The sequence below is a fragment of the Idiomarina loihiensis genome, assembly GCF_024584785.1.
Lineage (GTDB): Bacteria > Pseudomonadota > Gammaproteobacteria > Enterobacterales > Alteromonadaceae > Pseudidiomarina > Pseudidiomarina fusca.
The window spans coordinates 329,632-352,260 of the sequence record NZ_CP074112.1 but is presented as its reverse complement, the minus strand read 5'-3'; the positions used below and the strand labels follow the sequence as shown (position 1 = coordinate 352,260).

The window sequence follows — 22,629 nt, the reverse complement described above, 5'->3', positions numbered from 1 at the left end:
AATGGAAACGCTTCCAGCATGGGCTGAATGGCTAGCTTCAGCTTTAATTCTTATCGGCGCTATCTTTGGCCTCATTGGTTCTGTTGGATTAGTTCGCTTGCCCGATTTTATGGCACGATTACATGCTCCAACAAAAAACACCACACTGGGCGTCGGTGGTGTTATTTTGGGTTCAATCGTCTATTTCAGCGCCAGCCAACAAGGGCTATCACTACATGAGCTTTTAATTGCCATATTTTTATTTTTAACGGCACCTATCAGTGCTCACCTACTCGCAAAAGCTGGCTTGCACTTAGAGCTGAAGCGAGTGAGTCGTACGCGTGACTACCGTGATCGCCCAGAACAGTATTCAGACCGAGATTAATCAATACAGCCGCTCGCACTTTGCAAACAAGCTGCGAGCCGCTCGTACTGAGCGTTGATGGTTGCATAAGCGGTGGCAAAATCGCGTCCATCCTCCAAGTATAAAAAATCAAGATGAAGCTGCCCTAATACTTCCAGTTGAGTTCCCCTAAGAGTATCGGTTGTAAGTGACTGACCACTCACCTTGGTTAGCACGTCAAGTTGCTGCGACCTGATCTCACTCACATTGCGCAGGTGATGTCCCTGCATATCAATATCCACATCAATGGTCTGCAAATACTCACCATGACGTAAAAGCTTCTGCCCGGCGAAACTGACTTGTTGCGGTGGAATAAGTGTCACTTGAATCGCATCCTCATGAATAAATTCTGCTGTATCGCCTAATCCTGCCGATAATGCATCTAACTGCGATGCACTTAGCCCCACCAGCCGCACGACAAAGCTATCACCTTGACGAAAGCCCTGAATCGTTTGCGCTGGCATCGGCAAACCATAATGTAGCGCAACATCATCCAGACCTTCAGGCCAAAACACGTGCTCGTTATAATAGGCCCAAACCGCTTCTTGCCAATGCCACCACTGGCCATGCCAATAACGCACTTGCGCTAGTGATGATTGCGGCGGTGGTTGCTTTAACACATAAGCGCTACCTGCTAGCACCATAAGAACGGCGATAACAGGTAACATCAGCCCCCTAATATGATGGTTTTTCATCGTGCTGCTCAGCTATGGGGGACTCTACTCGGTGCAAGGCTAAAAGCTGTTGCATTAACATCTCGTATTCATAGCGCTGAGCTTGGTTATTGCGAGCACCAAAAGAGGTCGGCATGCCCAAATACGCATGTCCTGCTAGCAGCAGCTCGGTTGCCTGCCGTAATCTGATAGCAGCTAAGTTCTTCCAAATATCTGGCTGCTGGGGATTGTTTGCTAAACAAAATTGATACGCCTCATAAGCAGCATCATAACGATGTACGCGGTAGTTAACATGACCAATATCACACCATACTTGGCCTTGTTCCGGATAGGCATCAAGGACTTGACGCCACAGCCCCTCAGCAAAATGCAGGTCGCCCTGACGATAGGCTGTTTGTGCGGCATAAAGAGCCGGCTCTAATTGCAACTCCAATTCTCGGCTTTGTGTGGTTTGGCACCCCATAAGTAACAGCGCCAGCACCAGCATTGAAATCCTATTCATAGCAGAGTTCCTTCTGTTCAAACGTAAGTGATTGCCCCAACCAGTGCTCAAATGGCCAAGGACTGCCGGCTCCACACTCAATAATCGAATCGGCCCCAGCGATACGCAGCACTCGCGCGGGCTGCACATTTCGATGAACCGCTACGATGCGCAGCTGACTGTCTAGTCCAATAATGTCAATGGCGAAGCGCATGCCCCAGGTATGGATAGATCTGCAGCGCGGAAACCAAAATGCTCGCTGGTGGCTGGTGGCGCGTAGATAGAGCATCCCCACTAACCGCTGGGGAAAATATTTCATAACTCGCACATCGCGCCAGAGGCAGCGCTGTTGTATATAGAAACGTCCTTGTTGCATGTGTTTTCACTCCAATGAAAAACCAATAAAAACGGGGCCTAAGATGAGCAAAAAAGTAACTGGAAAAAAGCAGGTCAGAAGTGGGAACAACAACTTAACACTCACCTCTTGGGCTCGCTTTTCGGCAGCTAATAACTCTTGCTCACGACATTGTTGTGCTTGTTTCTGCAGGGTATCGGCTAACGAAGAACCAGTAATTTTGGCCTGCTTAATAGCATTGGCAAATAATTCTACCAAACGGTGTGGCACCCGCTCATAGAGTTCATCTAAAGCATCAGTTAACCCCATCCCCGCTTGCTGTTGACGATTAATCCTTGCTAACTCTTTGAGACTGGCTGAGCTACCTGGAATATCATGTAAGGCATGTAGCGAAGCACTTAAAGATAGCCCCGAGTGAAGCAACATGGAGGTGATTTCTAGTGCACTCGGCCAGTGCTCAATGACTTGCTGGAGATACTCTCGGCGTTGTTGTAACTGATAGATCTGCGCGAACACACACAACAGTACTAATCCTACTTTGACATAGGTGGGAATAGGTAGGGTACAGCCAACACAAACCCCAACGACAGCGAGTAATCTAAGTAGCAACCATTGCTCGGCAGTGACACTTTGTACGCTTAATCGTACCTGTTTGCCTATGTACTTAACTGCCCACTGCGGTAACCTCAGCAAGAGTAAATGAGTCCAACGCAATAGCAGCGGACTGCTCAGCGCCAGATAGGCTAAACCTACCACTAAGGCCCCAGCAATAGCGCCTAACAGAATTAATCCTAACCATAGTTCAAGCTCGAACGACACGTCGATTCCCCATGATCTTTTTGACGATCATATTGCCGATGAACATCAAAATAGCGCAGCCAATGAGCATGGCCTGGCCGGTACCAGTTTCAGTTAGCAAGGCCGTATTACCTGGCTCAACTTTGCGTAAAATAAAGAACAATCCAATAGGTAAGAACAACATCACCTTACCTTGCAACCGCGCTTGTGCTGATAGGCTCAGCAACCGCTCACGTGCATACGCCTGTTGTTGTAGCGATGTCGCCAAACGCTGCATCACCGCAACTTGCTGGGCGCCGTGTTTTAATCCTAGCTGTACTGTGGTTACCCACTGCATCATAGAATCGGTTGGTACACGTCGATAAAAATCATTTAATGAATCAGCCAAACTGTCACCCGTGCGACTACGGCGGACCAATAATTGCACCTCGTAGCGCAGGGGGATCGGCAACTGCAGTACACTAGCCTCAATTGCTGCCATAAAGCTCAGACCCGCCGCACTGCCATTGGCAATGAGTAAAATAAAATCAGGTAATTGCTTATCAATAATTTTGCGGCGTTTGGTCAGCAAATAATTCTTCAACGCAGGCAACCCTAGAATAAGCACCACCACACTTATCAATGCCGCTTGCACTGAAACAGCTAAGGCGACCACCATAAACAGCACTACACTTGCCATAAGAATACGCATCCAAAGCTGAGCAACAGGCATAAAGATCAGAAAGTCCGCCAGCGATTGCTCAGTGGTCTGATTTATCTGTGCCCCCCATTTGTTCACATAATGAGGGACCACCATAGCTAAGGTGACAACCAGGCAAAAGAGCGTGAGTCCTAAGACACTAACAAGTACTAGAGGGTCTGACATGGGCTATACCATTCAGACGGAATCCCAGTGGCTTGCAACTGATCTTGGCTACGCTCAAAGACCTTGGTTAGCTGAATAGTGTTAGTATCCATCCCTGAAATTTCACAAATAGCACTAACAAACCGTTGCCCGGTGCTCGAACGTACAATCTGTACAATCACGTCAATGGCCGATGCCACTTGTTGACGTACCGCTTGCATAGGCATATCAAAGCCAGCCATCAGCACCATCACTTCAAGGCGTTGCAACGCCTCCCGCGGGTTGTTAGCGTGCAAAGTAGTAAGCGATCCCTCGTGTCCCGTGTTCATCGCTTGCAGCATATCTATCGCTTCGGCTCCACGACACTCACCAATAATGATTCTATCTGGACGCATGCGAAGCGCGTTCACTAACAGATCACGAATACTTATCTGGCCTTTACCCTCCGCATTTGCGGGACGCGCCTCTAACGCAATTAAATTTCGATGAGCTAGCTTAAGCTCTGCCGCATCTTCAATGGTTACAATGCGTTGGCCTGCATCAATATTCATAGATAAGGAGTTAAGTAAGGTCGTTTTACCAGTACCTGTACCACCAGAAATAAGCATATTTTTGCGCGCTATTACCGCTGCCTTGAGGTAGTCCTTTGCCGCCTCTGAGATAGATCCTGATTGCGCCAGCTCAGCTAAACTCAATTGCTTGGCCAAAAACTTACGGATGGTTAAACAACTTCCATGGATGGCTAACGGCCCTAACACCGCATTGACTCGAGAGCCATCAGGTAAACGTGCATCAACCATCGGCTGAGCACTATCAATGCGGCGCCCCAATGGGAGCACAATACGATCAATTACGCGTAATAATTCTTCCTCCGAATTAAATTTGTGCTCCACCTCTTCTAGCACCCCTCCACGTTCAACAAAAATAGTCTGATAATCATTAACCATTACTTCTGAAATACTACTATCCGCCAACAACTTAGAAATAGGGCCAAAGCCAACACAGCTATCGACTATACTTGGTAAGGCAGAGCGCCATTGTTGTTGCTGCTGCCGCGAATAAATACTCAAATGATCTTCCAAAACATGCAGTGCATGCTCTTTGAGCTGCTCAAAGGGCATCCGCTCTATCTCAATAGAACTGCGTTGCAAGGCAGTTTTTAAGTAATCCGCTAAGCCTTTTTCATTAATAGTATCCATCATGAAGTCCTATGCATCCTGCTTGTTGTTGAAAATCTCGAATCCACTGTGCTGACTGCTCTATCCGCCGCTCTTGTTGTTGTAAATCACCACGCATGTGAGCAGTAACTATCACCACCAGTTCGGTTTCGGCGTTACGAAACTGCTGTGACGAAAATAACCCACCAAGAATCGGAACCTCATGCAACCATGGAAACTGATCAGCTTGCTGCGATTGTTCGTGATTAATTAAGCCCGATAGCACGATCGGCGCCCCCGGTTCACCAACCACTTGCGAGGTAACTTTGCGGGTTAGAATACCGGGCACACCATTAACCATAGTGGCAGAGTCGATGGTGCTAATTTCAGCATGAACGGCAGTCTCAATGTCGCCGTTTGGCATCACCAGAGGTGCCATTTTCAGGCTCACACCATATTCACGAAATTGCACATCTTGCTGCCCATCGGCAAGGACCTGCGGTATCGGAAACTCACCACCTACAAGTACTTCTGCTTCACCACCGCTACGGGCGACTAACTTGGGTTCGGCTAGAATTTTGGCGTGTCCATCACGTTCCAGCAGGTCGATACTTGAAGCCATTTCAACCGGCATAGAGATAATTCTTGCCGCCGTACTTGATAGCGTGGGTCCAGCTAATTGCTGCGGCCAACGCACTCCTAAATGACGAGCATACTGGCGTTTTACTTCGGCTATACGCACATGGAGTTCGACCATAGGTAGTGAGGCTTCAGGAAGGTAACTCACCCGATTAACTAAATTGGGATACTGTTTAGCGAATTCAGTCACGGTCGCCTCAGCATCGCTATCAAGTTGGCCAGTCAGAAACCCTACCCCTGCTTGCTCAGTAAATTGCAATTGAGGAAAGCGCTGCAACAACCAGGCGATATCCGTAACAATGCGAGGTGATGGTGCTGCTTTCACTTCAATTTGATAGCGCTGATGACTGCCGTTTGCCGCGACCACAATAATCTCCGTGCTCCCCTCAGCTTGTGCATTAATCACCAGTTGTGTAGTACCAATTAAGCGGACTTTGGCAACAGCTTCATTACCAATGATGACATCCGTGGCTTGTGCCAACTTGAGCACTTCCATAGCACCAGGCTGTAGCTCAATTTTGCTGGTGTTAGCAAAGCTAGGCAACGCTAGTAAGAGGAGCAATCCAAACACACTAAAACGAAAACTCATGCTGCCTTCCTTGGCCGTTTGATGAAAATGAAAAAACTTGTGGAACAATCTTTTTACTTAGTTGCTGATACTCAAATTGTGGATGCTCTAACCAAACTTCAAAACTCCCGGCGCGCATCTGTTCAAACTGCAATGCCTGTGCTTGTGTCATCGCAAAAGTGACTGTGCTTGGCATGTACTGCCCGGCTTCGCTCATCATTAAGTGCGGCTCACTGATGTTATCTAACGCAATGACCTCAATTTTTGGTAACAACACTTCCGTCATCTTATCGGTGTCACCAAGGACACTCATGAGTGTGACTTTATCGCCAATAGTTAACAGCCCGCTGTGCAATTGTTCCGGCGAAATTCCCACAGTTATCGCATAATACCCGGCAGCCAAAGTATCCGAAAAATAGCCCGAATAATCTGGAGCGATAGCATAAGGAGTTAACGGCTCTCCACGCTCAATAAATTTGGTGGTCGTAAGCCCTGCAATTAATCCAGCATCTTTGGGGCGCAACCAATCTTCCTGCACATAGGCCGATGGATAGCTGCGAATAACCATGGACATAGGATCTAAGGTTGAGCCAATTTCTAGGTCGATAGAACTCACTAGAATCTCTACCAGATCTTCCTGTTCTTGTTGTTGAACCACCTGATTTTGCTCCGCAATATAGCGCTCTACCAATTGGTAACTAGCTAAGGCTAAGAGCACACTTACGATTGCCATAACGGCTAACTTGGCACGCCAGCCAAGCGCGATTTTTGCCATTTTTACGACACTCCCGGTTGCAATAAAAAATCATCCCAAATCCATTCAAATAGAGCCGCGGTGCTAGCCACAATATGCCCCAAAAAATCAAGTAGAGTCTGCCCTTGTTCAGTTACTGGAACTATCAAAATTAACAACAGTGCCATGGCCAATAACAGGCTCTCGACCATAGCCTGACCGCGTTGCAGACTAATCATGGTGATTTTCAGACATGCTAACAACGAGGGTGTCTGTACCCTCTTTGGCTAGAACTATTTGCTCTTGCGGATGCTTCAAACTCAGCAACAGATAGTGATCGTTCATCACCTCTACGGTTGGTTCTCGGTGAGCCATACGCAGCTGAAAATATCGTACTAATTGTTCGCGCGAACGATTCACTTGGATGCTTACCACGCGCTGACCATTGTCCTCGATATCTGCATCAGCAACTTTCGCAAGCCCTGACAGCGATTGCGGCAAAGGCGATGGCTGAACCTTCTGCTCAGCCAACATTAAGTACAATTCATCAGGTTTAGCGATGTCAGTAAAAATCGTGAAATATTGCTGCCCAGATCGACAAGTACGCATGGTATATACCGATTGCACCAAGGTTTCACTATCAACACAGCCCATCTGTTGCTCGAGTGCATTAATAGTCAGTGGTGCGTGCAGCACCCAAATCGTCATGGCCGCAGTTTTAGTCAGGACTTCAGGCAACCATTGTGCCAATGGAAATGCAGTTGCAAGTAAGGTAAGTGTTAACATCCTCTTCTACTCTCCTTGCAAGCCAACTCGTACGGAGTCGCATCAGGCTCAACATGACCTAATTTAAGCGAGTCTGATTTGAACTCTTTCATGATCAATAGAAATTTGGCGGACCAATTAAGAACTGTAGTAAAGCCTAGCTCATCAAGATAATGCCCCAAAGTTAGACGCCGTGGTTCAGAAACTAAACCATCCGTAGCTTTGACACTCCAACCATCACTTAGAAGGGCCATGGGTAATGTTCTGGGCGAATTATTACCAGCATCCATGCTGGCCGAGGTCAAGTTCGAAGAAGTCGCACTATCATCAAAGTAACGCAGATTATTTACCTCAAGTTCAAGCGCCGTTAACTGTTTCAGAACGCCAACAGTACTCCCCAAGCGTTCTGCAAAGGGGTAGTTGCGCGTGGTATTAACAACCTCTTGTGGTTGGTGTTGCCAAAGTTGATTACGGCTGTACATGGCACTTTCATGCTTATCCTTTAAGGCGCTATGGATAAGCGGCAAACTACTGCCAAGAATGATTGCCGCAACCAGCAGCAACCCCATACTTTCAAATAAGGCTTGCCCAGCCAACTGCCTAGGACATTGCAACAACCTAAGAGCCTTGGGATTAGTTTTGGCTATTGCTCTGCGCATCAACATGATTCACCTGGCTCAATATAAGTTTGTTTTGTGGCGTCAAGGATTGTAATTCAGCTTGCCATAGAGGATTGAACAGATTGGCTTGCTCTTGAATACGGTCTTCTCTCGGGAACAACGAGCTGGGCCGAGAAAAACTGACTCCCGCTTTAGCAACTGCACCAGCAAACCTAACTATTACTGCTGGCCATTCCGACGGAGCAAAATCTCTACGGTCAATATAACGAAGCGGCCCCACAGAGTTACCTAGTTTTCGCTGTGTCCTAAGGGCCTTCTTATGCACATCTCCTCGCCGCTTGGCACCCTTGCCGCCGCTATGTCCGAAATCTTCTTTACCGATGTGAGTAATACGATTGCCTTTGGTGGCAGCCCCCCATCCCAACGAGTAGTTTGCTACTCCTTTAACCTCTAAAGTTACTGTGTCTAAAGCCTGCCAATGCCACTTACCGCGGCTATCAACTCGCAACTCAGCCCCTCCTTTTTTAGGGACTTTAATCAGTGGTATATCAGCCCAAAGGTAGGAGCGAAACTCAGTGAAGGGATCGGTACTAGCTCGCATGATTTGTTCTAATCTGCCATCATCCGAATTGGATGATGTAGGACGTAAATAAATAGCCCAAGCTGGATGAAAATCAGTGAGTCCACTTCCGCCTAGTAATTGCCAGGCCTGTTCACTTAACCCATGATGCTGGGCAATCTTAGTTAAAGTACTTGGGATAAGCAGACCAAAACTGGCACGAATCGCGACTTGCGTTAGCGTATAGACGTTGTCGAGCGATTGTTGTGCTATTAATCCAAGTTTGACCATCTGTTCAACAGCTTGATCAACTTGCCTAATGACTCGAATCAGTGCATGCATCGGTTGTGTTAGAGCAGGAACAAATCTCAATACCGTGGCTATCTTATTGACAACTTTAGAAGTCATTGCGAACCAACTACGAAACCCTAGTAGCTGTGCGGCCAATAGTTGATTTGAGATACGAGCCCGATTAATCAAGGCTTGCAAATTCATTTCACGCGCCATAAGAACAGCTGCACTCATGGCCATGTTGTCAGCAGCCGTTTGCACATGCCATCGTTGCTGCAACTTCACCGATTGTGAAATAGCTCCTAGCAGCAATAATAATATTGCCGCTAGGACCGGGATGATGAACACGCTAACATGGCCTTGTTGACGAGCACGAGAAGCTAACATTAGTTAGCCCCAGTACCTGTCGTTTCATCATAAGACCCTAGTGTTACTTTGGTTTGTGCTAGGGTTTTCGATTCGCGAGCCTTGCTACGAGCATGATTAATAGCATCGTTAGAACTTTGTCCAGAAACCTCGGCGGCAATACCCGCAACTTGGCTACGAACAGTTTCACCTAACAGCGAGTACACACCAATAGCAGCAACCGCAATAAGTGCCACGATAATGATGTACTCGGTCATGCCCTGACCACGGACTAAACGTTTATTGAACTGGCGAACAGGTTTTCTAGAACAGATAACATGGTACATAGCATTCTCCTGAGCGTGACATTACGACTTGGTAATGCACGCTTACATGTGAAAAGAATGCTGAGTATAAAAGCAGGTTTGCAGGAACGAGAGTTCGTAGCGGTTAAGGCTTACTCAATATTAAGATACTTGTGCATTTGCACTGATAAACGCCAATTGCGTTCAATACAAACTTGCATTGCCAACTGAGTGGCGCGCGGGCGCTGGCTGATTGGCTGTAATGCGATGACAGCAGTAGCAGCCGGTGGACAAACTTGTAGGAGTTTATCAAACTCATCAATATGCTTTTGCATAGCAACCGGATATTTGATCTCGTTCGCTCTTTGCATACAGTCGGGGCGAACTAAATAGCCGCCCGGCATATTTAATTTAGGTGACACGGTAACCCAGGTATCAGCAGAGGTTTGAATAGCAAAAGTACCACTTGTTTCTATCTGAAGTTGATACCCATTGTGTTCAAGTGCGGCCGCTAATTCACGTAGATCATACATAGCAGGTTCACCGCCGGTAATCACCACATGCTTAGCTTGATAGCCGCGCTGCTGCAATTCAGCCACGATGGAAGCCGCCGTAACACCCGCCCAGGTATCGCTCGGAGCTGCTTTTTCTACAACCTCAGACAGGGCGACTTGCCGCTCTTGATGCTGGTACCAGGTATGTTGGGTATCACACCAAGGACAACCAACCGGACAGCCTTGTAGGCGAATAAAGATAGCCGGTACCCCGGTGAACACACCTTCACCTTGAATGGTTTGAAAGATCTCGTTGATCGGATAGATGTTGTTAATGGGATTCTCCAAAAATTACGCTACAATAGGCCCTACGCAAAACGACCATTACTCTTTACTAAAGAGTGGCTACGGGGTCTATCTAGTTAACCAACCGCAGCGATAAATTGTATCGCAAACCAACCAAAAAGGGATCTATTGATGGCAAAAGTTGTGGTGATCTATTCTGGCGGGATGGATTCGTTCACGGTATTACATCATGCGCTAGCGCATGGTCATGAGGTGTATGCCTTATCCTTCAATTACGGTCAGCGTCACGTCAAAGAACTTGAAGTAGCAGCCCAGGTCTGCCAACAATTAAATGTTAATCATAAGGTTGTTGATATTACCGCAATCAATCAACTCTTGGCAGGCAGCTCACTCACCTCGGATATCGCTATTCCTGAAGGACACTACGAAGCACAAAGTATGAAATCAACCGTGGTGCCTAATCGCAATATGATTTTGCTATCGCTAGCGATTGGTTACGCTGTCTCATTAGAAGCCGAAGCTGTTTATTACGGCGCTCATTCGGGTGATCATTTTATTTACCCTGATTGTCGTCCTGAGTTCGTAGAAAAAATGAATGAGGTTAGTTTGATTGCTAACTATGAACCAATTCGTATCGAGGTTCCTTATTTACATCAAGACAAAGCCGCTATTTTAGCCGATGGTATTAGTATGAGCTTAGATTACAGCCAGACTTGGACTTGCTACAACGGTCGCGATAAAGCTTGTGGTAAGTGCGGTGCTTGTGTTGAACGTCTCGAAGCTTTTGCCGCCAATCATCAGGTAGATCCACTCCCCTACGAGTAACTTGCTTGCTACTTGGCAAGTTAACAGCGCCGCTCGGATAACGCTTGTTCACTTGCCAACATTCTACCTTTACGGCTTGGTTGCTGCTTAACTATTGGTCGTTGCGATAATGGGCTAGAATTTTTTGAGCAGCATGCCAGCGTGGGTGATTTTGCAGAGTTTTCATTGGCATCGCCGCAGCTTTGGCAAGCAATTCGTAACAACGAGTCGCTTGTCTTGAGCGTTGCTCCAACAGCGGCTCTACCGCCTCGATTACGCTAATAGCACCAGCTCGATCATTACAGGCTAACACCATGTCGCAACCAGCATCTAGAGCAGCATGGGCTCGTTCGGCCATAGTCCCAGCAACAGTGGCGCCAGCCATGGCTAAATCATCGCTGAAGATCACCCCACTAAACTGCAGTTGTGCCCGCAGAATATCCTGTAACCAATATTGGGAGAACCCAGCGGGTTTATCATCTACTGCAGGGTAAATAACATGAGCTGGCATTATTGCATCTAAACAATTGGCTAATTCAATGAATGGCGGTAGATCGGTTGCTTTTATTTCTTCCCAACTACGCTCATCAACTGGAATATCAATATGCGAGTCGGCCAATACTGAACCGTGGCCAGGAAAGTGCTTACCGGTAGCCTTCATGCCTGCTTGATGCATGCCTTTAATGAAGGCTCTGGCGATAGGAACGATGGCATCCGCATGGGCTGCAAAAGCCCGATCACCAATCACCTGACTTATTCCGTTAACATCTAATACCGGAGCAAAACTGATATCTATGTCCATCGCTAGTACTTCGGAGGCCATTAGCCAAGCCAGTTCTTGAGCATGAGCTAAGGCCTGAACTTGACTTGAGTTACTGCGCAAAATATCCGCCATCGGTGGAATCGCAGAAAAACCTTGGCGAAACCTTTGTACTCGACCACCTTCATGATCAACCGCTAGAATCAGTGGATTACGAGCCGCTGCACGAGTTTGTCTGATTAACTCTTGTAGTTGATCTTGTTCTACAAAGTTTCGCGTAAAATAGATAACCCCGCCAACAGCGGGATGTCCCAAGATATCACGCTCTTCTGCGCTGAGCTCTGGGCCGGCCAAATCAATCATTACTGCGGTCATATATACATCTCTTACTTGATGAACAGCCAGCAGTGTGCCAAATTTCATAGCAGGCGTCACTAGGCAAACAACTGTGGCGATGATAATTGTTGAAACAACCACCATAATAGCTAGAACAAGCAAGGTTAGGATCACAACATGACACGATTTTGGGTATTGGCAGCTATCACCACTCTTAGTCTCAGCGGCTGTGGCGGCAGTGATAGCAACAACGATGACGCCACTGCGATTGTTGGGCAGTGTTCGGTTAGTGATGAGAAGCAACAATTTCTCGATTACATGTACGAGCAGTATTTTTGGAATGCCGAGCTCGCTGATTCTATCGATCCTGATAACTACGCTGATATTTACGAACTCTTAGATGCCATTACCGTCAGCGAGGATCGTTACTCATTCATTACCACTGAACAGCAATATCAAGACCGCTACGTGAACGCCGCCTACATTGGTTTTGGCTTTGCTACACGAGTTACCACCACCGCTCGGGTATTTGTCAATTATGTCTATCAAGATTCGCCGGCGGCTCTGGCTGGAATCAAACGTTCCGACGAAATCACTCACATTAATGGTGAGTCAGTGCAGTTATTACTTGCCCAAGGACGCTATCAAGAAGCGCTCGGTGATGATGACGATGGGGTAGCTGCAACCCTAACGTGGCGTACTGTCGCTGGTGATACCTATACCGATGTGCTGACTAAAACCGAGGTAGAAACGAACACCGTCTTAGCTACCAGCAGTTACAGCGTCGGCGACAAAACGGTGGGCTACTATGTGCTTAATACCTTTATCAACCGCACTGGTGACGATCTAAATCAAGCATACAATGAGTTACAAGGGGTTGATGAACTCGTCATAGACGTTCGCTATAACGGCGGAGGCTTAACCAGATATGCTAATCAGGCCGCCACGCAGGCTGCCGGCAACAACGTCCTTGGTGAAGTGTTTGGCGATTACCTATTTAACGCAGACAATAGTGAGCAAAATTTTACCGAACTCTTTCAAATGTATGATGGCGTTCAACAGCTTGATTTAGAACGTGTGTATGTACTAACTACGGCGCAAAGCTGTTCTTCTTCAGAGCTGATCATCAATGCCTTGGAGCCGTTTGTCGAGGTGGTGGTGATAGGAGCCAGAACCTGCGGCAAACCCGTTGGCCAAATACCGCAACGGATTTGTGATAAGCGAACCTTCGTGGTCAATTTTGAGATTGTGAATGCGCTCGGCGAAGGTCGTTACTTTAATGGTATCGCCGCAGATTGTAGCGCACCGGATAGCCTCACCGGCGATTGGGGGCATGCCAACGACCCAATGCTACGGGCGGTTAATCAACATATTGAAACCGGTACCTGTGCCACCAACCCAACCAGCTCGAGTACCGCCAGCACCACTTTATCCCCTACCAAACCTTGGCGTATTATCGACCAGTGGGCGGCCGAACATTAATCAGTTAACAGTCGGGGTAGCATGGCTACCCCGTGTTGATGGCAAACCCACTCAACTTCAACCTGATAAGCCTGTTGCAATAGTGACTTCGACAACACCTCAGCTGGCTCACCAACCGCCAACAGCTGGCCCTGATGCAGCAACACCAATTGTTGACAAAAGCGCGCCGCTAACGCCAGATCATGAAGTGCCACTAACACCAAAGCACCATTGTCCGCGCGCTGCTTAAGTAGCATGAGGGTTTCTAGTTGATGCCTTAGATCTAAGCTAGCAATGGGTTCATCAGCTAGAATTAAAGGCTGCTGCCCAATCAGACCACAGGCCAATTGAACTCGCTTCAGTTCGCCGCCAGATAAATCAGTTACTGGGCGTTGTAACAGCTCGGTTAAACCAAACTCTGCACTCGTTTGCTGTCGGTAATGACGTAACTGAGACTTGGTTTGGGCCAGATTAACTTGGCTCACTTGCAGAGCATAGGCAACTGTCACAGCTTCATTAACAAGGGTTTGCTGAGCAATGTAGGCAAGTTGCTGACGCCGCTGGCTAGGATTGATGTGATGCAAGTCTAATTGCTGCCATACACTCCCACCAGAACTTGGCGTGAGCAAACCAGCCAGTAATTTCAGTAAGGTTGATTTACCGGCGCCATTAGCACCAATCACCCCCACCATTTGCCCTGCCGATAAGCGCAGATTAACGTTAGTGACCCTGCTTTCTAAACTTAAACCTGAGACTTCTAGCATGCTACTTTAGCCAACCTTATCAAGATGTATTTTAGTACTTTGCTGAATGTTGTCGGTACAATAATATCAGTAGCCATGGAGCTCCAATTAACGACACTACCACGCCCAGCTGTAACTCAACTGGCGTAGGTATAAGCCGCACTAGCCAGTCCATTAGCATCAACAACCACGCCCCTAACAAAGCACTCAGCAAGATCATGGGTAGTGGTTGATGTTGCCCTAGCAAACGAGCTGCATGGGGGGCTAACAAACCAACAAAGCCAATAATACCAGCGGTAACCACCGATGCCGATACCAGTAAAGTAACCGCAGCGAAAATTAAAAAACGGTTCCAGCCTAACTGAAAACCCAAAGTTGCGATGGTGGCATCATCAAAAATTTGGGCGCTGAGAAAGCGCCGCTGACTTAGCAATAACAACAACGCAAGGACTAAACTCGGCGCCATCAACCACACATGCGACCAACCGCGATTTGCTACTGACCCCATCAACCACAAAGCCCATTCTTGAAACGCAAACGGATTTGGCGCCAAATTAAGCACCACAGCCATAAGTGCACCCGTTAACGAAGCTAGAGCTACGCCTGCCAAAATCAGCCGCAAGCCAAACATTTGGCCACGACTTAACAGCCACAACAATATTAAGCTAAGAGCGCCACCTAACATTCCCACTAAGGGCAAACTCCAAGCTATCGGTGTTAATCCACCCCAATAAAGTGCCACCACAGTAGCTAAACCTGCTCCACCAGCGATACCTGTTATACCCGGTTCTGCTAATGGGTTTTTTAATTGTAATTGCAGCACTGCGCCAGCCATCCCTAACGCCATGCCGTTTAATCCAGCAAGCACTAGGCGCGGGAGTCTTATCTCAAATAAAATAGCTGACTCTAGTGCGTTTTCTGGGAGTAACCGCCAACCATCAACACCACTGCCTAAATAGCCTAAGCCAATGAGTAAGCTGGCAAGGCATAGCACTAACCATAGTTTTACCCTCATGGCTCACCTACGACGGCTTGCAAATAATCAACTGCCCGCGTTGCAGGGCATCCAGACACCGCGGTAGGAATGCTACGAACCTGCCGTTGCTGCAACCAAGGGGTTAGAGCACTATGCCACAACCAATCATTTGCCCGAGCGTAAGGCTTAGCAAAGCCTTCGAGTACAATAAGCTCTGGATTTAATTTTAGTAATTGTTCGAGATTAAGCTGATATAACACCAGGTCTTGATGCAGGCTTATCCATCGGATCTGTTGTTTAGCAAAAAGTTGCGCCAACCAACTAGCGCCCCCCCAAGCGTACTGATTGGGCATCAACACGAGTACCGATTGTTCCATGTTGGGAAGTTGGCTAAGTTGGTCTTGCTGCTGCTCTAACCAGGCTTGACCCCGCTCTGCAATAGCCATCACTGTTGCTGCTTCTGCTACGGTTCGCTGCCACTGCGCCCACGTTTGCGGCTGTTCCACCAACACCATCTGCGTATGCCTAGCTAACTGGTTAACTAAGCGAGCATGAGTAAAAGTGCCATAAACCACATAGTCTGGCTGTGCCAGTAGAACCTGTTCCAATCGATTGCCATGTGCCGTGGTTGGAATTATTTCCCAGTCATTTGGTAACCACTGCGGTAACCAAGTATCAAAACATGGGTTAAGCGAAACCACAGTTACTGGCTTAGCCTGCACCGTGGTTAAGCTAAGCCAACCGATGACGATACTGACTAACGTGAGTCGTGCAATCACAAGGTATCCAATGCCTCTTGCAAGGTTTTCACCGCGGTGACCTGCATCCCAGCAATCGCCTCTTTAGGACGGTTACCATAAGGAACAATAGCCTTGGTAAAACCATGTTTGGCAGCTTCATTCAAACGCGCCAAGCCATTTTGCACGGGTCTGATTTCGCCCGATAGACCCACCTCACCAAAAATAATCACATCACGCGGCAGCGGCTGCTCACGAAAACTAGATACAATCGCTAATAGTAGCGCCAAATCAGCACCTGTCTCGGTGACTCGAACACCACCAACCACGTTGACGAACACATCTTGATCGGACATGTGTAAACCACCGTGACGGTGTAATACGGCCAACAACATGGCTAAACGAGTAGTTTCCATGCCCACTGCGACGCGGCGTGGGTTTGCCAACTGAGTTGCATCAACTAGCGCTTGCAGTTCCACCAATAGCGGACGAGTACCCTCCCAAATCACCATCACAGCTGAACCACTGCCATGCTCTTCAGCGCGCTGCAAAAATATCGCAGACGGATTAGTCACTTCTTTCAGGCCTTGCCCGGTCATGGCAAATACCCCTAATTCATTGGCTGGGCCAAAGCGATTTTTATGTCCACGCAAGGTACGAAAGCGAGAATCTGCGCTACCTTCTAGCAAAATAGAGCAATCAATACAGTGTTCTAATACTTTGGGACCAGCTAAAGAACCATCTTTAGTCACATGCCCGACCATCAATATGGCTACCCCTTTGAGCTTGGCATAGCGAGTAAGATAGGCGGCACACTCACGTACTTGGGATACACTCCCAGGAGCAGACTGAATGTCAGCCAAGTGCATCACCTGAATAGAGTCAATGACCATCACTCGGGGTTGTTCTTTGTCGGCTAAATCACAAATGGTTTCAACGGATGTTTCCGCTAACATGCGCAGTTTATCGGTGGGTAGATTTAAACGCTGGGCGCGCAACGCGACCTGTTGTAACGATTCTTCTCCAGTTACATACAAGGTTGGCATCACCTCTGCCAATTGACACATGGTTTGCAGTAACAATGTACTCTTACCTGCACCTGGCGACCCCCCAATCAAAATGGCCGAGCCTGGCACAATGCCACCACCAAGAACCCGATCGAATTCTTTAAAGGTGCTACTAAAGCGCGGCAGCTCTTCAAGATCGACTTCGTTCAATGTCTGTACTTTAGCGAGCGTTGCACCAGCGTAACCGCGACGCTCAACCGCGGCCGTTTTAGCCGTCCCTATACGTACTTCGGTGATGGTATTCCACGCTTTGCATTCAGTACATTGACCTAGCCAACGTACATAATCGGCACCACAATCATTACAAACATATGCCGTTTTTGCCTTTGCCATAACTATCCTTGGGTTATTCTTTAATAAGCTTATAAGTTGCTTGTGCTCTACTGCGTTAAGTGAGCTTTTATCGCGCTAAGATTGGGCTCGTTAATGACCACATCAGCGACGGCTTGCAATGCCGGCTTAGCACAATAGGCTATGCCAAGGGCCGCTTGCTGCAACATAAGACTGTCGTTAGAGCCGTCTCCTACCGCGATGGTTTGCTCCATAGCGATACCAAACTGCTGTGCCAACTGCGTGACTGCGGCGGCTTTCGCTTGCGCATCTATAATGGGCTCTGCAACGTCACCGGTCAGTCTATCACCATCCCAAATTAATTGATTAGCAATCACGATATCTAACGGCGCCTGCTGCTGTAATTGCTCAGCAAACCAGGTAAAACCGCCAGATACTACTGCGGTTTTCCAGCCGAGTTGCCGAAACCAAGTGAGTAACTCAACGGCTCCTTGGCTCCAAGGAATCGGCTCAAATAATTGCTGAAAATCAGCTTGTGCAACTCCTTTTAATAACTGCATTCGTTGTCTTAAACTGGCGGCAAAATCTAACTCACCACGCATTGCCGCAGCGGTGATCTGCTCTACCTGATGTCGATAACCTGCTAGTTCAGCGATCTCGTCGATGCATTCGATGGTAATTAGCGTTGAGTCCATGTCAAACAACACTAATCCGGGTTTATGCAAATCAATCATGAACATCTTGTCCTTTTCAGTTAGCTGCTGGAGTACAAGAAAAGCATCAACTTTGCTTGCACCAAATCAGTGAGACAACGTATATTTGCACCATGTCAAAGTTACCTAGCCATGTTATCAGCAGTTTCCAACTTGTCTATCGCCGCTTGCGCCGATTGGGGCTAGCTGTGCTATTAGTCATTCTCATTGAGCAGTTCTGGGGCACCATGCACACCACCAGCCTGCAAGAGTTTCAAAGCCACAGCCACCAATTAATGCAAACGACAGCACGCCAAGCGGCTTTTTCTGCGCAGCAGTGGCTAGCTAACGACCAACCTGAGCATCTTGACGCACTAGTGAACCAATTACAGCAACAACCTTTTATCGCGGCTGCTAGTGTTCAAAACAGATATGGCGAAGAGCTTACTCAATCTCATTTTCAAGCTGATAGTGATGCCTTGCAACAAGCTTTCATCTTGGTTGAAGAGATCTCAGATGGTGACACTATTTATGGCTATCTAACTCTGGTTATCGATGAAGCGTTATTATTAGAGCAACCGTTAAATACCCACTCATATTTAAGCTTTTATGGTCAGTTTTTACTGGCCTTTGCCATTCTAGCTGGAGTTTTGTTAGCAACCACCTTCAATCGTTGGCGCCGCACCGTTACCACACCGGCAACCCCATAGCGTTGCTTAACCTAAATTAGCAACGATAGCCATGCTGTTATCCCACGTAGCCGCAGCTAGCTCTGCCACAGACTCAGTACGCAACCCCTGTAGCTCGGTTAAAACCCGTGCAATCTGCGCTGGCTCGTTACGTTGGCCCTGAAACCCTTGTAACGGCATGCTAGGCGCATCTGTTTCTAACACCAAACTATCTAACGGTAAGGCAGCCACAGTCGCTCTGGTTTTCTGTGCTCGGGGATAACTTATCACCCCACCGACCCCTAGTTTAAAGCCTAGCGCCAGCCACTGTTCGGCTTGCTGAAGACTACCACTAAAAGCATGCAGAATACCGGGTTGCGCTGGTAATTGAGAAGCTAACGGTTTGATGAGTTGAAGCAAGTCCGCTTGGCTTTGACGATGATGAATTAACAGGGGGCGCTGATACTGAGCAGCTAGTTCTAGCTGTCCGATAAAGAGTTGTTGTTGCTCGGGATAATTAGCGCAAGTTTTATCTAAGCCAACTTCACCGATCACCCATGCTGGATGTTGTTGCAGTTGTTGCTCAACCCAAGCTAGATCGGCTAATTGATGTTGAGCAATAAAATAAGGATGTAGCCCAACGCCCCGATAAATGGTGACACCTTGGCATTGCTGTAACCACACATCAGCCGCTGCTTGGCGTGCCACCCCTGGCACTATGATTGCCTCTACTCCGGCGGCTGAGGCACGTGCTACGACCTCCTTTCGATCGGCCGCAAACTCAGCGAAATCGAGATGGCAATGGCTGTCACAAAATCTAAGCTTGGCCATCTCGACTCCTTACGGTGCTTACTCACCCTAGCAATTTAATGCTCGCGGGTATGGCTGAAGGTGATATCAGGATAGCGCTCTGTGGCCAAACTCAAGTTCACCATAGTAGGCGCTATATAAGTAAGATTGTCACCGCCATCTAGAGCCAAGTTTGCTTCAGCCTTGCGGCGAAATTCATCTAACTTGCGTGCATCAGCTGAGTGCACCCACCGCGCCGTGGCGACGTTAATGTTTTCGTACACAGCATCAACGTTATATTCTGATTTTAGCCGGTGTACCACCACATCAAACTGCAGCACCCCTACCGCACCAACAATTAAGTCATTGTTAATCAGCGGTCGAAATACTTGCACAGCACCTTCTTCAGAAAGCTGTACCAAGCCTTTTAAAAGCTGCTTTTGCTTAAGCGGATCTTTTAAACGAATACGACGGAATAGCTCTGGCGCAAAGTTCGGAATGCCACTGAACTTAAATTTTTCGCCGCCGGTAAAGGTATCCCCAATTTGAATCGTGCCATGGTTATGCAAGCCAATAATATCGCCTGGATAGGCCTCTTCTACTTGTTCACGATCGCCCGCCAAAAAGGTTAATGCATCGGCGATACGCACATCTTTACCGAGGCGTACTTGGTGCATCTTCATGCCTTTTTCATACTTACCAGACACAATCCGCATAAAAGCCACACGATCGCGATGCTTCGGATCCATATTCGCTTGAATTTTAAAGACAAAGCCCGAAAAACCTGGCTGACTTGCACTCACCTCAACGCCAGTATCGGTATCACGAGCTAGTGGACTAGGTGCCCACTCCACCAAACCGTCGAGCATGTGATCCACGCCAAAGTTACCCAACGCCGTACCAAAATAAACAGGCGTTAATTCACCAGCTAAAAAGAGTTCTTTATCAAATGCGTTGGACGCACCTTTAACCAGCTCAATTTCCAGCCGCAAGTCATCAGCGTAGTTACCAATCCGCTGGTCAAGTTCAGGGTTATCTAGACCTTGAATGACATCTTTATCCTGAATCTTGTGGCCTTGCCCCGACTTATACAGAACCACTTCGTCTTTTAGGAGGTTATACACCCCCTTAAAATTCTTGCCCGAACCTATCGGCCAAGTGATAGGAGCACACATAATGTTTAAGACGTTTTCTACTTCGTCTAACAACTCCACCGGATCGCGAATGTCACGGTCAAGCTTGTTCATAAAAGTAATGATCGGCGTATCACGCAAGCGTGTTACTTCCATTAATTTTATGGTGCGATCTTCTACCCCTTTGGCGCCATCGATAACCATCAAGCATGAATCTACCGCGGTTAAAGTACGGTAGGTATCTTCCGAGAAATCTTCGTGTCCTGGCGTGTCTAACAAATTCACCAAGGCTTCACGATAAGGAAATTGCATCACCGAGGTCGTTACCGAGATACCCCGTTCTTTTTCCATCTCCATCCAGTCAGATTTTGCATGTTGGCCCGACTTTTTACCTTTTACGGTACCGGCCTTTTGCAGTTTTTGCCCATGCAACAAGACTTTTTCGGTAATGGTTGTTTTACCAGCATCAGGGTGAGAGATGATAGCAAAGGTCCTTCGCTTATTGATTTCATTAAGAAAATCTTGGTTTGCCATGTATAAATTCTTTTAGTTTGTACACGGATTTGTACACACTTTTGGAAGTACTCTCTTTTCAGTTCTTCGCTTGTCAAACCCGTCGTGTTAATCGTAATTGGCCGCTATTTTCGCTGATCTTGACTTTATAAACAATCAATGGTTATCTAATCGGTTACCATTTACTCTCAGCGTGCGCCAATGCTCAGTTGTAGCTGTTTGCAATCGTTGCTTCTTCAGCTCATGAACAACTGTGGCTAAACCACAAATTCCTTCGCTACCAGAAATCGATGATAGCTTGTCGTACTACACCGATGATGGTGCAGTTGCCGTTGATCGGTATTGCAGGGTATTGCGGGTTCAAAGGTTTTAGGTACTTCTGTTCACCATCAATAACTAACTGCTTAAAGGTTGCTTCTTTCGAATCATCCAAACGCGCAACAACCAATGAACCTGAAGAGTAAGGTAACTCAGGATCAACAACGATCACTGCCCCCTCAGGTATGGATTTTTTTCCGCTTGGATTTTCCATACTGTCGCCTTTTACGCGAAGTGCGAAACAACCCTCATGTGCTTTCCCAGTGACTTCACGCCACTCCTCAGCATCTTCATGGGCAAATCCCTCCGCTATTTCAGTCCAATCACCGGCCTGAACCCAGTTAATGAGAGGAATTCTTCCCTTAATATCAGGCCCGACTTCTACATTACCGACCCCCAAGCCAATCTCGCCATCACCTGTGGCGAGCCAATGAGCATTCACGCGAAGCGCCTCCGCGATCTGCATGGTGTAACGAGACCTAGCCGATTTACCAGAGCAAATCTGGCTGATCGACTGCTGTTTGATACCAATGCGACGAGCCAACTCAGACTGAGTCACCCCAGTAAGCTGCAAGGCATGGTTTAGTCGTTCGGATAAAGTTTTCATAAGCCCGCATTCTACAAATAAAACTGTAGTCTTTCAACAATTTTAACTGTTGACTTATCTACAGTTTAAACTGTAACATTCAATCTTGTAACAGTTATTATTGTAACAGGAGACGGTATGGAAGTGTTCAACACGACACAAAAACATCTCCGCCGTGCCATTGACTTGGTCGGCGGGCAATCAGCATTAGCACGAGCCATCAACTCAAAACAGCAAAACGTCTGGTTTTGGTTGAATAAATCAGGGCGTGTGCCCGCTGAATTCGTTTTACCCATCGAACAAGCTACGCAAGGACAGGTAACCCGATCCCAGTTAAGACCGGACATCTATCCCGAATGCCCAAGCGAGCTGAAAGCCAGTAACCAGTAGGATTAAGGGCAAATAATGGTCAGCATTTTACGTAAACACAAAAGCGAGT

General features: G+C 47.5%; 28 protein-coding genes. 5 read left to right on the top strand and 23 right to left on the bottom strand.

Annotation, left to right across the window (positions count from 1 at the left end):
- Position 1: 1 nt before the first annotated feature.
- A complete protein-coding gene (locus tag KGF88_RS01585) occupies positions 2 to 364 on the top strand; it encodes a Na+/H+ antiporter subunit G (protein WP_110076589.1) in 363 nt (120 codons plus the stop codon).
- Here the strand turns inward: KGF88_RS01585 and KGF88_RS01580 are convergent.
- The 14 genes from KGF88_RS01580 to queE all read right to left on the bottom strand — a co-directional run bounded on the left by KGF88_RS01580 (position 361) and on the right by queE (position 10,358).
- Positions 361 to 1,050: a hypothetical protein gene (locus KGF88_RS01580; protein WP_153826360.1), complete on the bottom strand. Its 690-nt coding sequence runs from the start codon at positions 1,048 to 1,050 to the stop codon at positions 361 to 363. The two genes, KGF88_RS01585 and KGF88_RS01580, sit on opposite strands and share 4 nt — an antisense overlap.
- 7 nt (positions 1,051 to 1,057) lie before the next feature.
- Positions 1,058 to 1,558, bottom strand: a complete 501-nt coding sequence (locus KGF88_RS01575; RefSeq protein ID WP_110076587.1) for a hypothetical protein — start codon at positions 1,556 to 1,558, stop codon at positions 1,058 to 1,060.
- On the bottom strand, positions 1,551 to 1,856 hold the full coding sequence (locus tag KGF88_RS01570; protein ID WP_162014563.1) for a DUF192 domain-containing protein: 306 nt from the start codon (positions 1,854 to 1,856) through the stop codon (positions 1,551 to 1,553). The genes KGF88_RS01575 and KGF88_RS01570 overlap by 8 nt, the downstream gene beginning before the upstream one ends.
- A 63-nt stretch (positions 1,857 to 1,919) precedes the next feature.
- Positions 1,920 to 2,711 carry a type II secretion system F family protein gene (locus KGF88_RS01565; protein ID WP_110076585.1) on the bottom strand — a complete coding sequence of 264 codons (792 nt, stop codon included), beginning with the start codon at positions 2,709 to 2,711 and terminating at the stop codon, positions 1,920 to 1,922.
- Positions 2,695 to 3,555, bottom strand: coding sequence for a type II secretion system F family protein (locus tag KGF88_RS01560; protein ID WP_153826358.1), 861 nt, complete (start codon positions 3,553 to 3,555; stop codon positions 2,695 to 2,697). Before KGF88_RS01560 ends, KGF88_RS01565 begins: the two co-directional genes overlap by 17 nt.
- On the bottom strand, positions 3,540 to 4,736 hold the full coding sequence (locus KGF88_RS01555; protein WP_153826357.1) for a CpaF family protein: 1,197 nt from the start codon (positions 4,734 to 4,736) through the stop codon (positions 3,540 to 3,542). The genes KGF88_RS01560 and KGF88_RS01555 overlap by 16 nt, the downstream gene beginning before the upstream one ends.
- Positions 4,720 to 5,919 (bottom strand): type II and III secretion system protein family protein, encoded by a 1,200-nt coding sequence (locus KGF88_RS01550; protein ID WP_153826356.1) that lies wholly within the window; start codon positions 5,917 to 5,919, stop codon positions 4,720 to 4,722. The genes KGF88_RS01555 and KGF88_RS01550 overlap by 17 nt, the downstream gene beginning before the upstream one ends.
- Positions 5,903 to 6,673: a Flp pilus assembly protein CpaB gene (gene cpaB, locus KGF88_RS01545; RefSeq protein ID WP_110076581.1), complete on the bottom strand. Its 771-nt coding sequence runs from the start codon at positions 6,671 to 6,673 to the stop codon at positions 5,903 to 5,905. The genes KGF88_RS01550 and cpaB overlap by 17 nt, the downstream gene beginning before the upstream one ends.
- Positions 6,674 to 6,675: 2 nt before the next feature.
- Positions 6,676 to 6,870 (bottom strand): hypothetical protein, encoded by a 195-nt coding sequence (locus KGF88_RS01540; protein ID WP_153826355.1) that lies wholly within the window; start codon positions 6,868 to 6,870, stop codon positions 6,676 to 6,678.
- Positions 6,863 to 7,417 carry a hypothetical protein gene (locus KGF88_RS01535; RefSeq protein WP_153826354.1) on the bottom strand — a complete coding sequence of 185 codons (555 nt, stop codon included), beginning with the start codon at positions 7,415 to 7,417 and terminating at the stop codon, positions 6,863 to 6,865. The genes KGF88_RS01540 and KGF88_RS01535 overlap by 8 nt, the downstream gene beginning before the upstream one ends.
- The gene (locus KGF88_RS01530) at positions 7,411 to 8,055 is read right to left on the bottom strand and encodes a hypothetical protein (protein ID WP_153826353.1); all 645 of its coding nucleotides are present in this window, start codon (positions 8,053 to 8,055) and stop codon (positions 7,411 to 7,413) included. The genes KGF88_RS01535 and KGF88_RS01530 overlap by 7 nt, the downstream gene beginning before the upstream one ends.
- Positions 8,030 to 9,253 (bottom strand): hypothetical protein, encoded by a 1,224-nt coding sequence (locus tag KGF88_RS01525; RefSeq protein WP_153826352.1) that lies wholly within the window; start codon positions 9,251 to 9,253, stop codon positions 8,030 to 8,032. Before KGF88_RS01525 ends, KGF88_RS01530 begins: the two co-directional genes overlap by 26 nt.
- Entirely contained in the window at positions 9,253 to 9,558 is a 306-nt protein-coding gene (locus tag KGF88_RS01520; protein WP_110076576.1) for a Flp family type IVb pilin, read from the bottom strand. Before KGF88_RS01520 ends, KGF88_RS01525 begins: the two co-directional genes overlap by 1 nt.
- 110 nt (positions 9,559 to 9,668) lie before the next feature.
- A complete protein-coding gene (gene queE, locus KGF88_RS01515) occupies positions 9,669 to 10,358 on the bottom strand; it encodes a 7-carboxy-7-deazaguanine synthase QueE (protein WP_153826351.1) in 690 nt (229 codons plus the stop codon).
- 126 nt (positions 10,359 to 10,484) lie between these two features.
- Here queE and queC point away from each other — a divergent pair, with 126 nt between their 5' ends.
- Entirely contained in the window at positions 10,485 to 11,141 is a 657-nt protein-coding gene (gene queC, locus KGF88_RS01510) for a 7-cyano-7-deazaguanine synthase QueC (RefSeq protein WP_153826350.1), read from the top strand.
- Positions 11,142 to 11,232: 91 nt separating this feature from the next.
- Here queC and nagZ read toward each other — a convergent pair whose 3' ends face one another.
- Positions 11,233 to 12,255, bottom strand: coding sequence for a beta-N-acetylhexosaminidase (gene nagZ, locus KGF88_RS01505; protein WP_153826349.1), 1,023 nt, complete (start codon positions 12,253 to 12,255; stop codon positions 11,233 to 11,235).
- A 138-nt stretch (positions 12,256 to 12,393) separates the two neighbouring features.
- Between nagZ and KGF88_RS01500 the strand changes: the two genes are divergently transcribed.
- A complete protein-coding gene (locus KGF88_RS01500; protein ID WP_153826348.1) occupies positions 12,394 to 13,698 on the top strand; it encodes a S41 family peptidase in 1,305 nt (434 codons plus the stop codon).
- On the opposite strand, the gene KGF88_RS01495 is transcribed toward KGF88_RS01500, so the two are convergent.
- The 5 genes from KGF88_RS01495 to serB are packed head-to-tail and all read right to left on the bottom strand — an operon-like array spanning position 13,695 to position 18,225.
- Positions 13,695 to 14,441 (bottom strand): ABC transporter ATP-binding protein, encoded by a 747-nt coding sequence (locus tag KGF88_RS01495; RefSeq protein ID WP_153826347.1) that lies wholly within the window; start codon positions 14,439 to 14,441, stop codon positions 13,695 to 13,697. The genes KGF88_RS01500 and KGF88_RS01495 overlap by 4 nt on opposite strands.
- Positions 14,442 to 14,472: 31 nt before the next feature.
- Entirely contained in the window at positions 14,473 to 15,435 is a 963-nt protein-coding gene (locus KGF88_RS01490) for a FecCD family ABC transporter permease (RefSeq protein ID WP_153826346.1), read from the bottom strand.
- On the bottom strand, positions 15,432 to 16,175 hold the full coding sequence (locus KGF88_RS01485) for an ABC transporter substrate-binding protein (protein ID WP_153826345.1): 744 nt from the start codon (positions 16,173 to 16,175) through the stop codon (positions 15,432 to 15,434). The genes KGF88_RS01490 and KGF88_RS01485 overlap by 4 nt, the downstream gene beginning before the upstream one ends.
- Positions 16,172 to 17,533, bottom strand: coding sequence for a DNA repair protein RadA (gene radA, locus KGF88_RS01480; RefSeq protein ID WP_153826344.1), 1,362 nt, complete (start codon positions 17,531 to 17,533; stop codon positions 16,172 to 16,174). The genes KGF88_RS01485 and radA overlap by 4 nt, the downstream gene beginning before the upstream one ends.
- Before the next feature lie 47 nt (positions 17,534 to 17,580).
- Positions 17,581 to 18,225 carry a phosphoserine phosphatase SerB gene (gene serB, locus KGF88_RS01475; RefSeq protein ID WP_153826343.1) on the bottom strand — a complete coding sequence of 215 codons (645 nt, stop codon included), beginning with the start codon at positions 18,223 to 18,225 and terminating at the stop codon, positions 17,581 to 17,583.
- Positions 18,226 to 18,317: 92 nt separating this feature from the next.
- Here serB and KGF88_RS01470 point away from each other — a divergent pair, with 92 nt between their 5' ends.
- A complete protein-coding gene (locus tag KGF88_RS01470; RefSeq protein WP_153826342.1) occupies positions 18,318 to 18,893 on the top strand; it encodes an AhpA/YtjB family protein in 576 nt (191 codons plus the stop codon).
- A gap of 6 nt (positions 18,894 to 18,899) precedes the next feature.
- On the opposite strand, the gene KGF88_RS01465 is transcribed toward KGF88_RS01470, so the two are convergent.
- From KGF88_RS01465 to KGF88_RS01455, 3 genes are all read right to left on the bottom strand, one after another.
- Positions 18,900 to 19,682: a TatD family hydrolase gene (locus KGF88_RS01465; RefSeq protein WP_153826341.1), complete on the bottom strand. Its 783-nt coding sequence runs from the start codon at positions 19,680 to 19,682 to the stop codon at positions 18,900 to 18,902.
- Positions 19,683 to 19,717: 35 nt separating this feature from the next.
- A complete protein-coding gene (gene prfC, locus KGF88_RS01460; RefSeq protein WP_110076565.1) occupies positions 19,718 to 21,307 on the bottom strand; it encodes a peptide chain release factor 3 in 1,590 nt (529 codons plus the stop codon).
- Between the two features lie 256 nt (positions 21,308 to 21,563).
- Entirely contained in the window at positions 21,564 to 22,211 is a 648-nt protein-coding gene (locus KGF88_RS01455; protein WP_000854920.1) for a LexA family protein, read from the bottom strand.
- Positions 22,212 to 22,328: 117 nt separating this feature from the next.
- Between KGF88_RS01455 and KGF88_RS01450 the strand changes: the two genes are divergently transcribed.
- Complete coding sequence (locus tag KGF88_RS01450) at positions 22,329 to 22,580, top strand: helix-turn-helix domain-containing protein (protein WP_000451746.1); 252 nt, start codon at positions 22,329 to 22,331, stop codon at positions 22,578 to 22,580.
- Positions 22,581 to 22,629: the final 49 nt, after the last annotated feature.

Coding starts and splice junctions, on each gene's coding strand:
- KGF88_RS01560 (WP_153826358.1), bottom strand. CDS start 3,555: ATGTCAGACCCTCTAGTACTTGTTAGTGTCTTAGGACTCACGCTCTTT.
- serB (WP_153826343.1), bottom strand. CDS start 18,225: ATGATTGATTTGCATAAACCCGGATTAGTGTTGTTTGACATGGACTCA.
- KGF88_RS01585 (WP_110076589.1), top strand. CDS start 2: ATGGAAACGCTTCCAGCATGGGCTGAATGGCTAGCTTCAGCTTTAATT.
- KGF88_RS01490 (WP_153826346.1), bottom strand. CDS start 15,435: ATGAGGGTAAAACTATGGTTAGTGCTATGCCTTGCCAGCTTACTCATT.
- KGF88_RS01570 (WP_162014563.1), bottom strand. CDS start 1,856: ATGAAATATTTTCCCCAGCGGTTAGTGGGGATGCTCTATCTACGCGCC.
- KGF88_RS01555 (WP_153826357.1), bottom strand. CDS start 4,736: ATGATGGATACTATTAATGAAAAAGGCTTAGCGGATTACTTAAAAACT.
- KGF88_RS01580 (WP_153826360.1), bottom strand. CDS start 1,050: ATGTTACCTGTTATCGCCGTTCTTATGGTGCTAGCAGGTAGCGCTTAT.
- KGF88_RS01465 (WP_153826341.1), bottom strand. CDS start 19,682: ATGGCCAAGCTTAGATTTTGTGACAGCCATTGCCATCTCGATTTCGCT.
- prfC (WP_110076565.1), bottom strand. CDS start 21,307: ATGGCAAACCAAGATTTTCTTAATGAAATCAATAAGCGAAGGACCTTT.
- KGF88_RS01540 (WP_153826355.1), bottom strand. CDS start 6,870: ATGATTAGTCTGCAACGCGGTCAGGCTATGGTCGAGAGCCTGTTATTG.
- radA (WP_153826344.1), bottom strand. CDS start 17,533: ATGGCAAAGGCAAAAACGGCATATGTTTGTAATGATTGTGGTGCCGAT.
- KGF88_RS01550 (WP_153826356.1), bottom strand. CDS start 5,919: ATGAGTTTTCGTTTTAGTGTGTTTGGATTGCTCCTCTTACTAGCGTTG.
- KGF88_RS01455 (WP_000854920.1), bottom strand. CDS start 22,211: ATGAAAACTTTATCCGAACGACTAAACCATGCCTTGCAGCTTACTGGG.
- KGF88_RS01495 (WP_153826347.1), bottom strand. CDS start 14,441: ATGCTAGAAGTCTCAGGTTTAAGTTTAGAAAGCAGGGTCACTAACGTT.
- KGF88_RS01525 (WP_153826352.1), bottom strand. CDS start 9,253: ATGTTAGCTTCTCGTGCTCGTCAACAAGGCCATGTTAGCGTGTTCATC.
- KGF88_RS01535 (WP_153826354.1), bottom strand. CDS start 7,417: ATGTTAACACTTACCTTACTTGCAACTGCATTTCCATTGGCACAATGG.
- cpaB (WP_110076581.1), bottom strand. CDS start 6,673: ATGGCAAAAATCGCGCTTGGCTGGCGTGCCAAGTTAGCCGTTATGGCA.
- KGF88_RS01520 (WP_110076576.1), bottom strand. CDS start 9,558: ATGTACCATGTTATCTGTTCTAGAAAACCTGTTCGCCAGTTCAATAAA.
- KGF88_RS01470 (WP_153826342.1), top strand. CDS start 18,318: ATGTCAAAGTTACCTAGCCATGTTATCAGCAGTTTCCAACTTGTCTAT.
- KGF88_RS01500 (WP_153826348.1), top strand. CDS start 12,394: ATGACACGATTTTGGGTATTGGCAGCTATCACCACTCTTAGTCTCAGC.
- nagZ (WP_153826349.1), bottom strand. CDS start 12,255: ATGACCGCAGTAATGATTGATTTGGCCGGCCCAGAGCTCAGCGCAGAA.
- KGF88_RS01575 (WP_110076587.1), bottom strand. CDS start 1,558: ATGAATAGGATTTCAATGCTGGTGCTGGCGCTGTTACTTATGGGGTGC.
- KGF88_RS01450 (WP_000451746.1), top strand. CDS start 22,329: ATGGAAGTGTTCAACACGACACAAAAACATCTCCGCCGTGCCATTGAC.
- KGF88_RS01530 (WP_153826353.1), bottom strand. CDS start 8,055: ATGCGCAGAGCAATAGCCAAAACTAATCCCAAGGCTCTTAGGTTGTTG.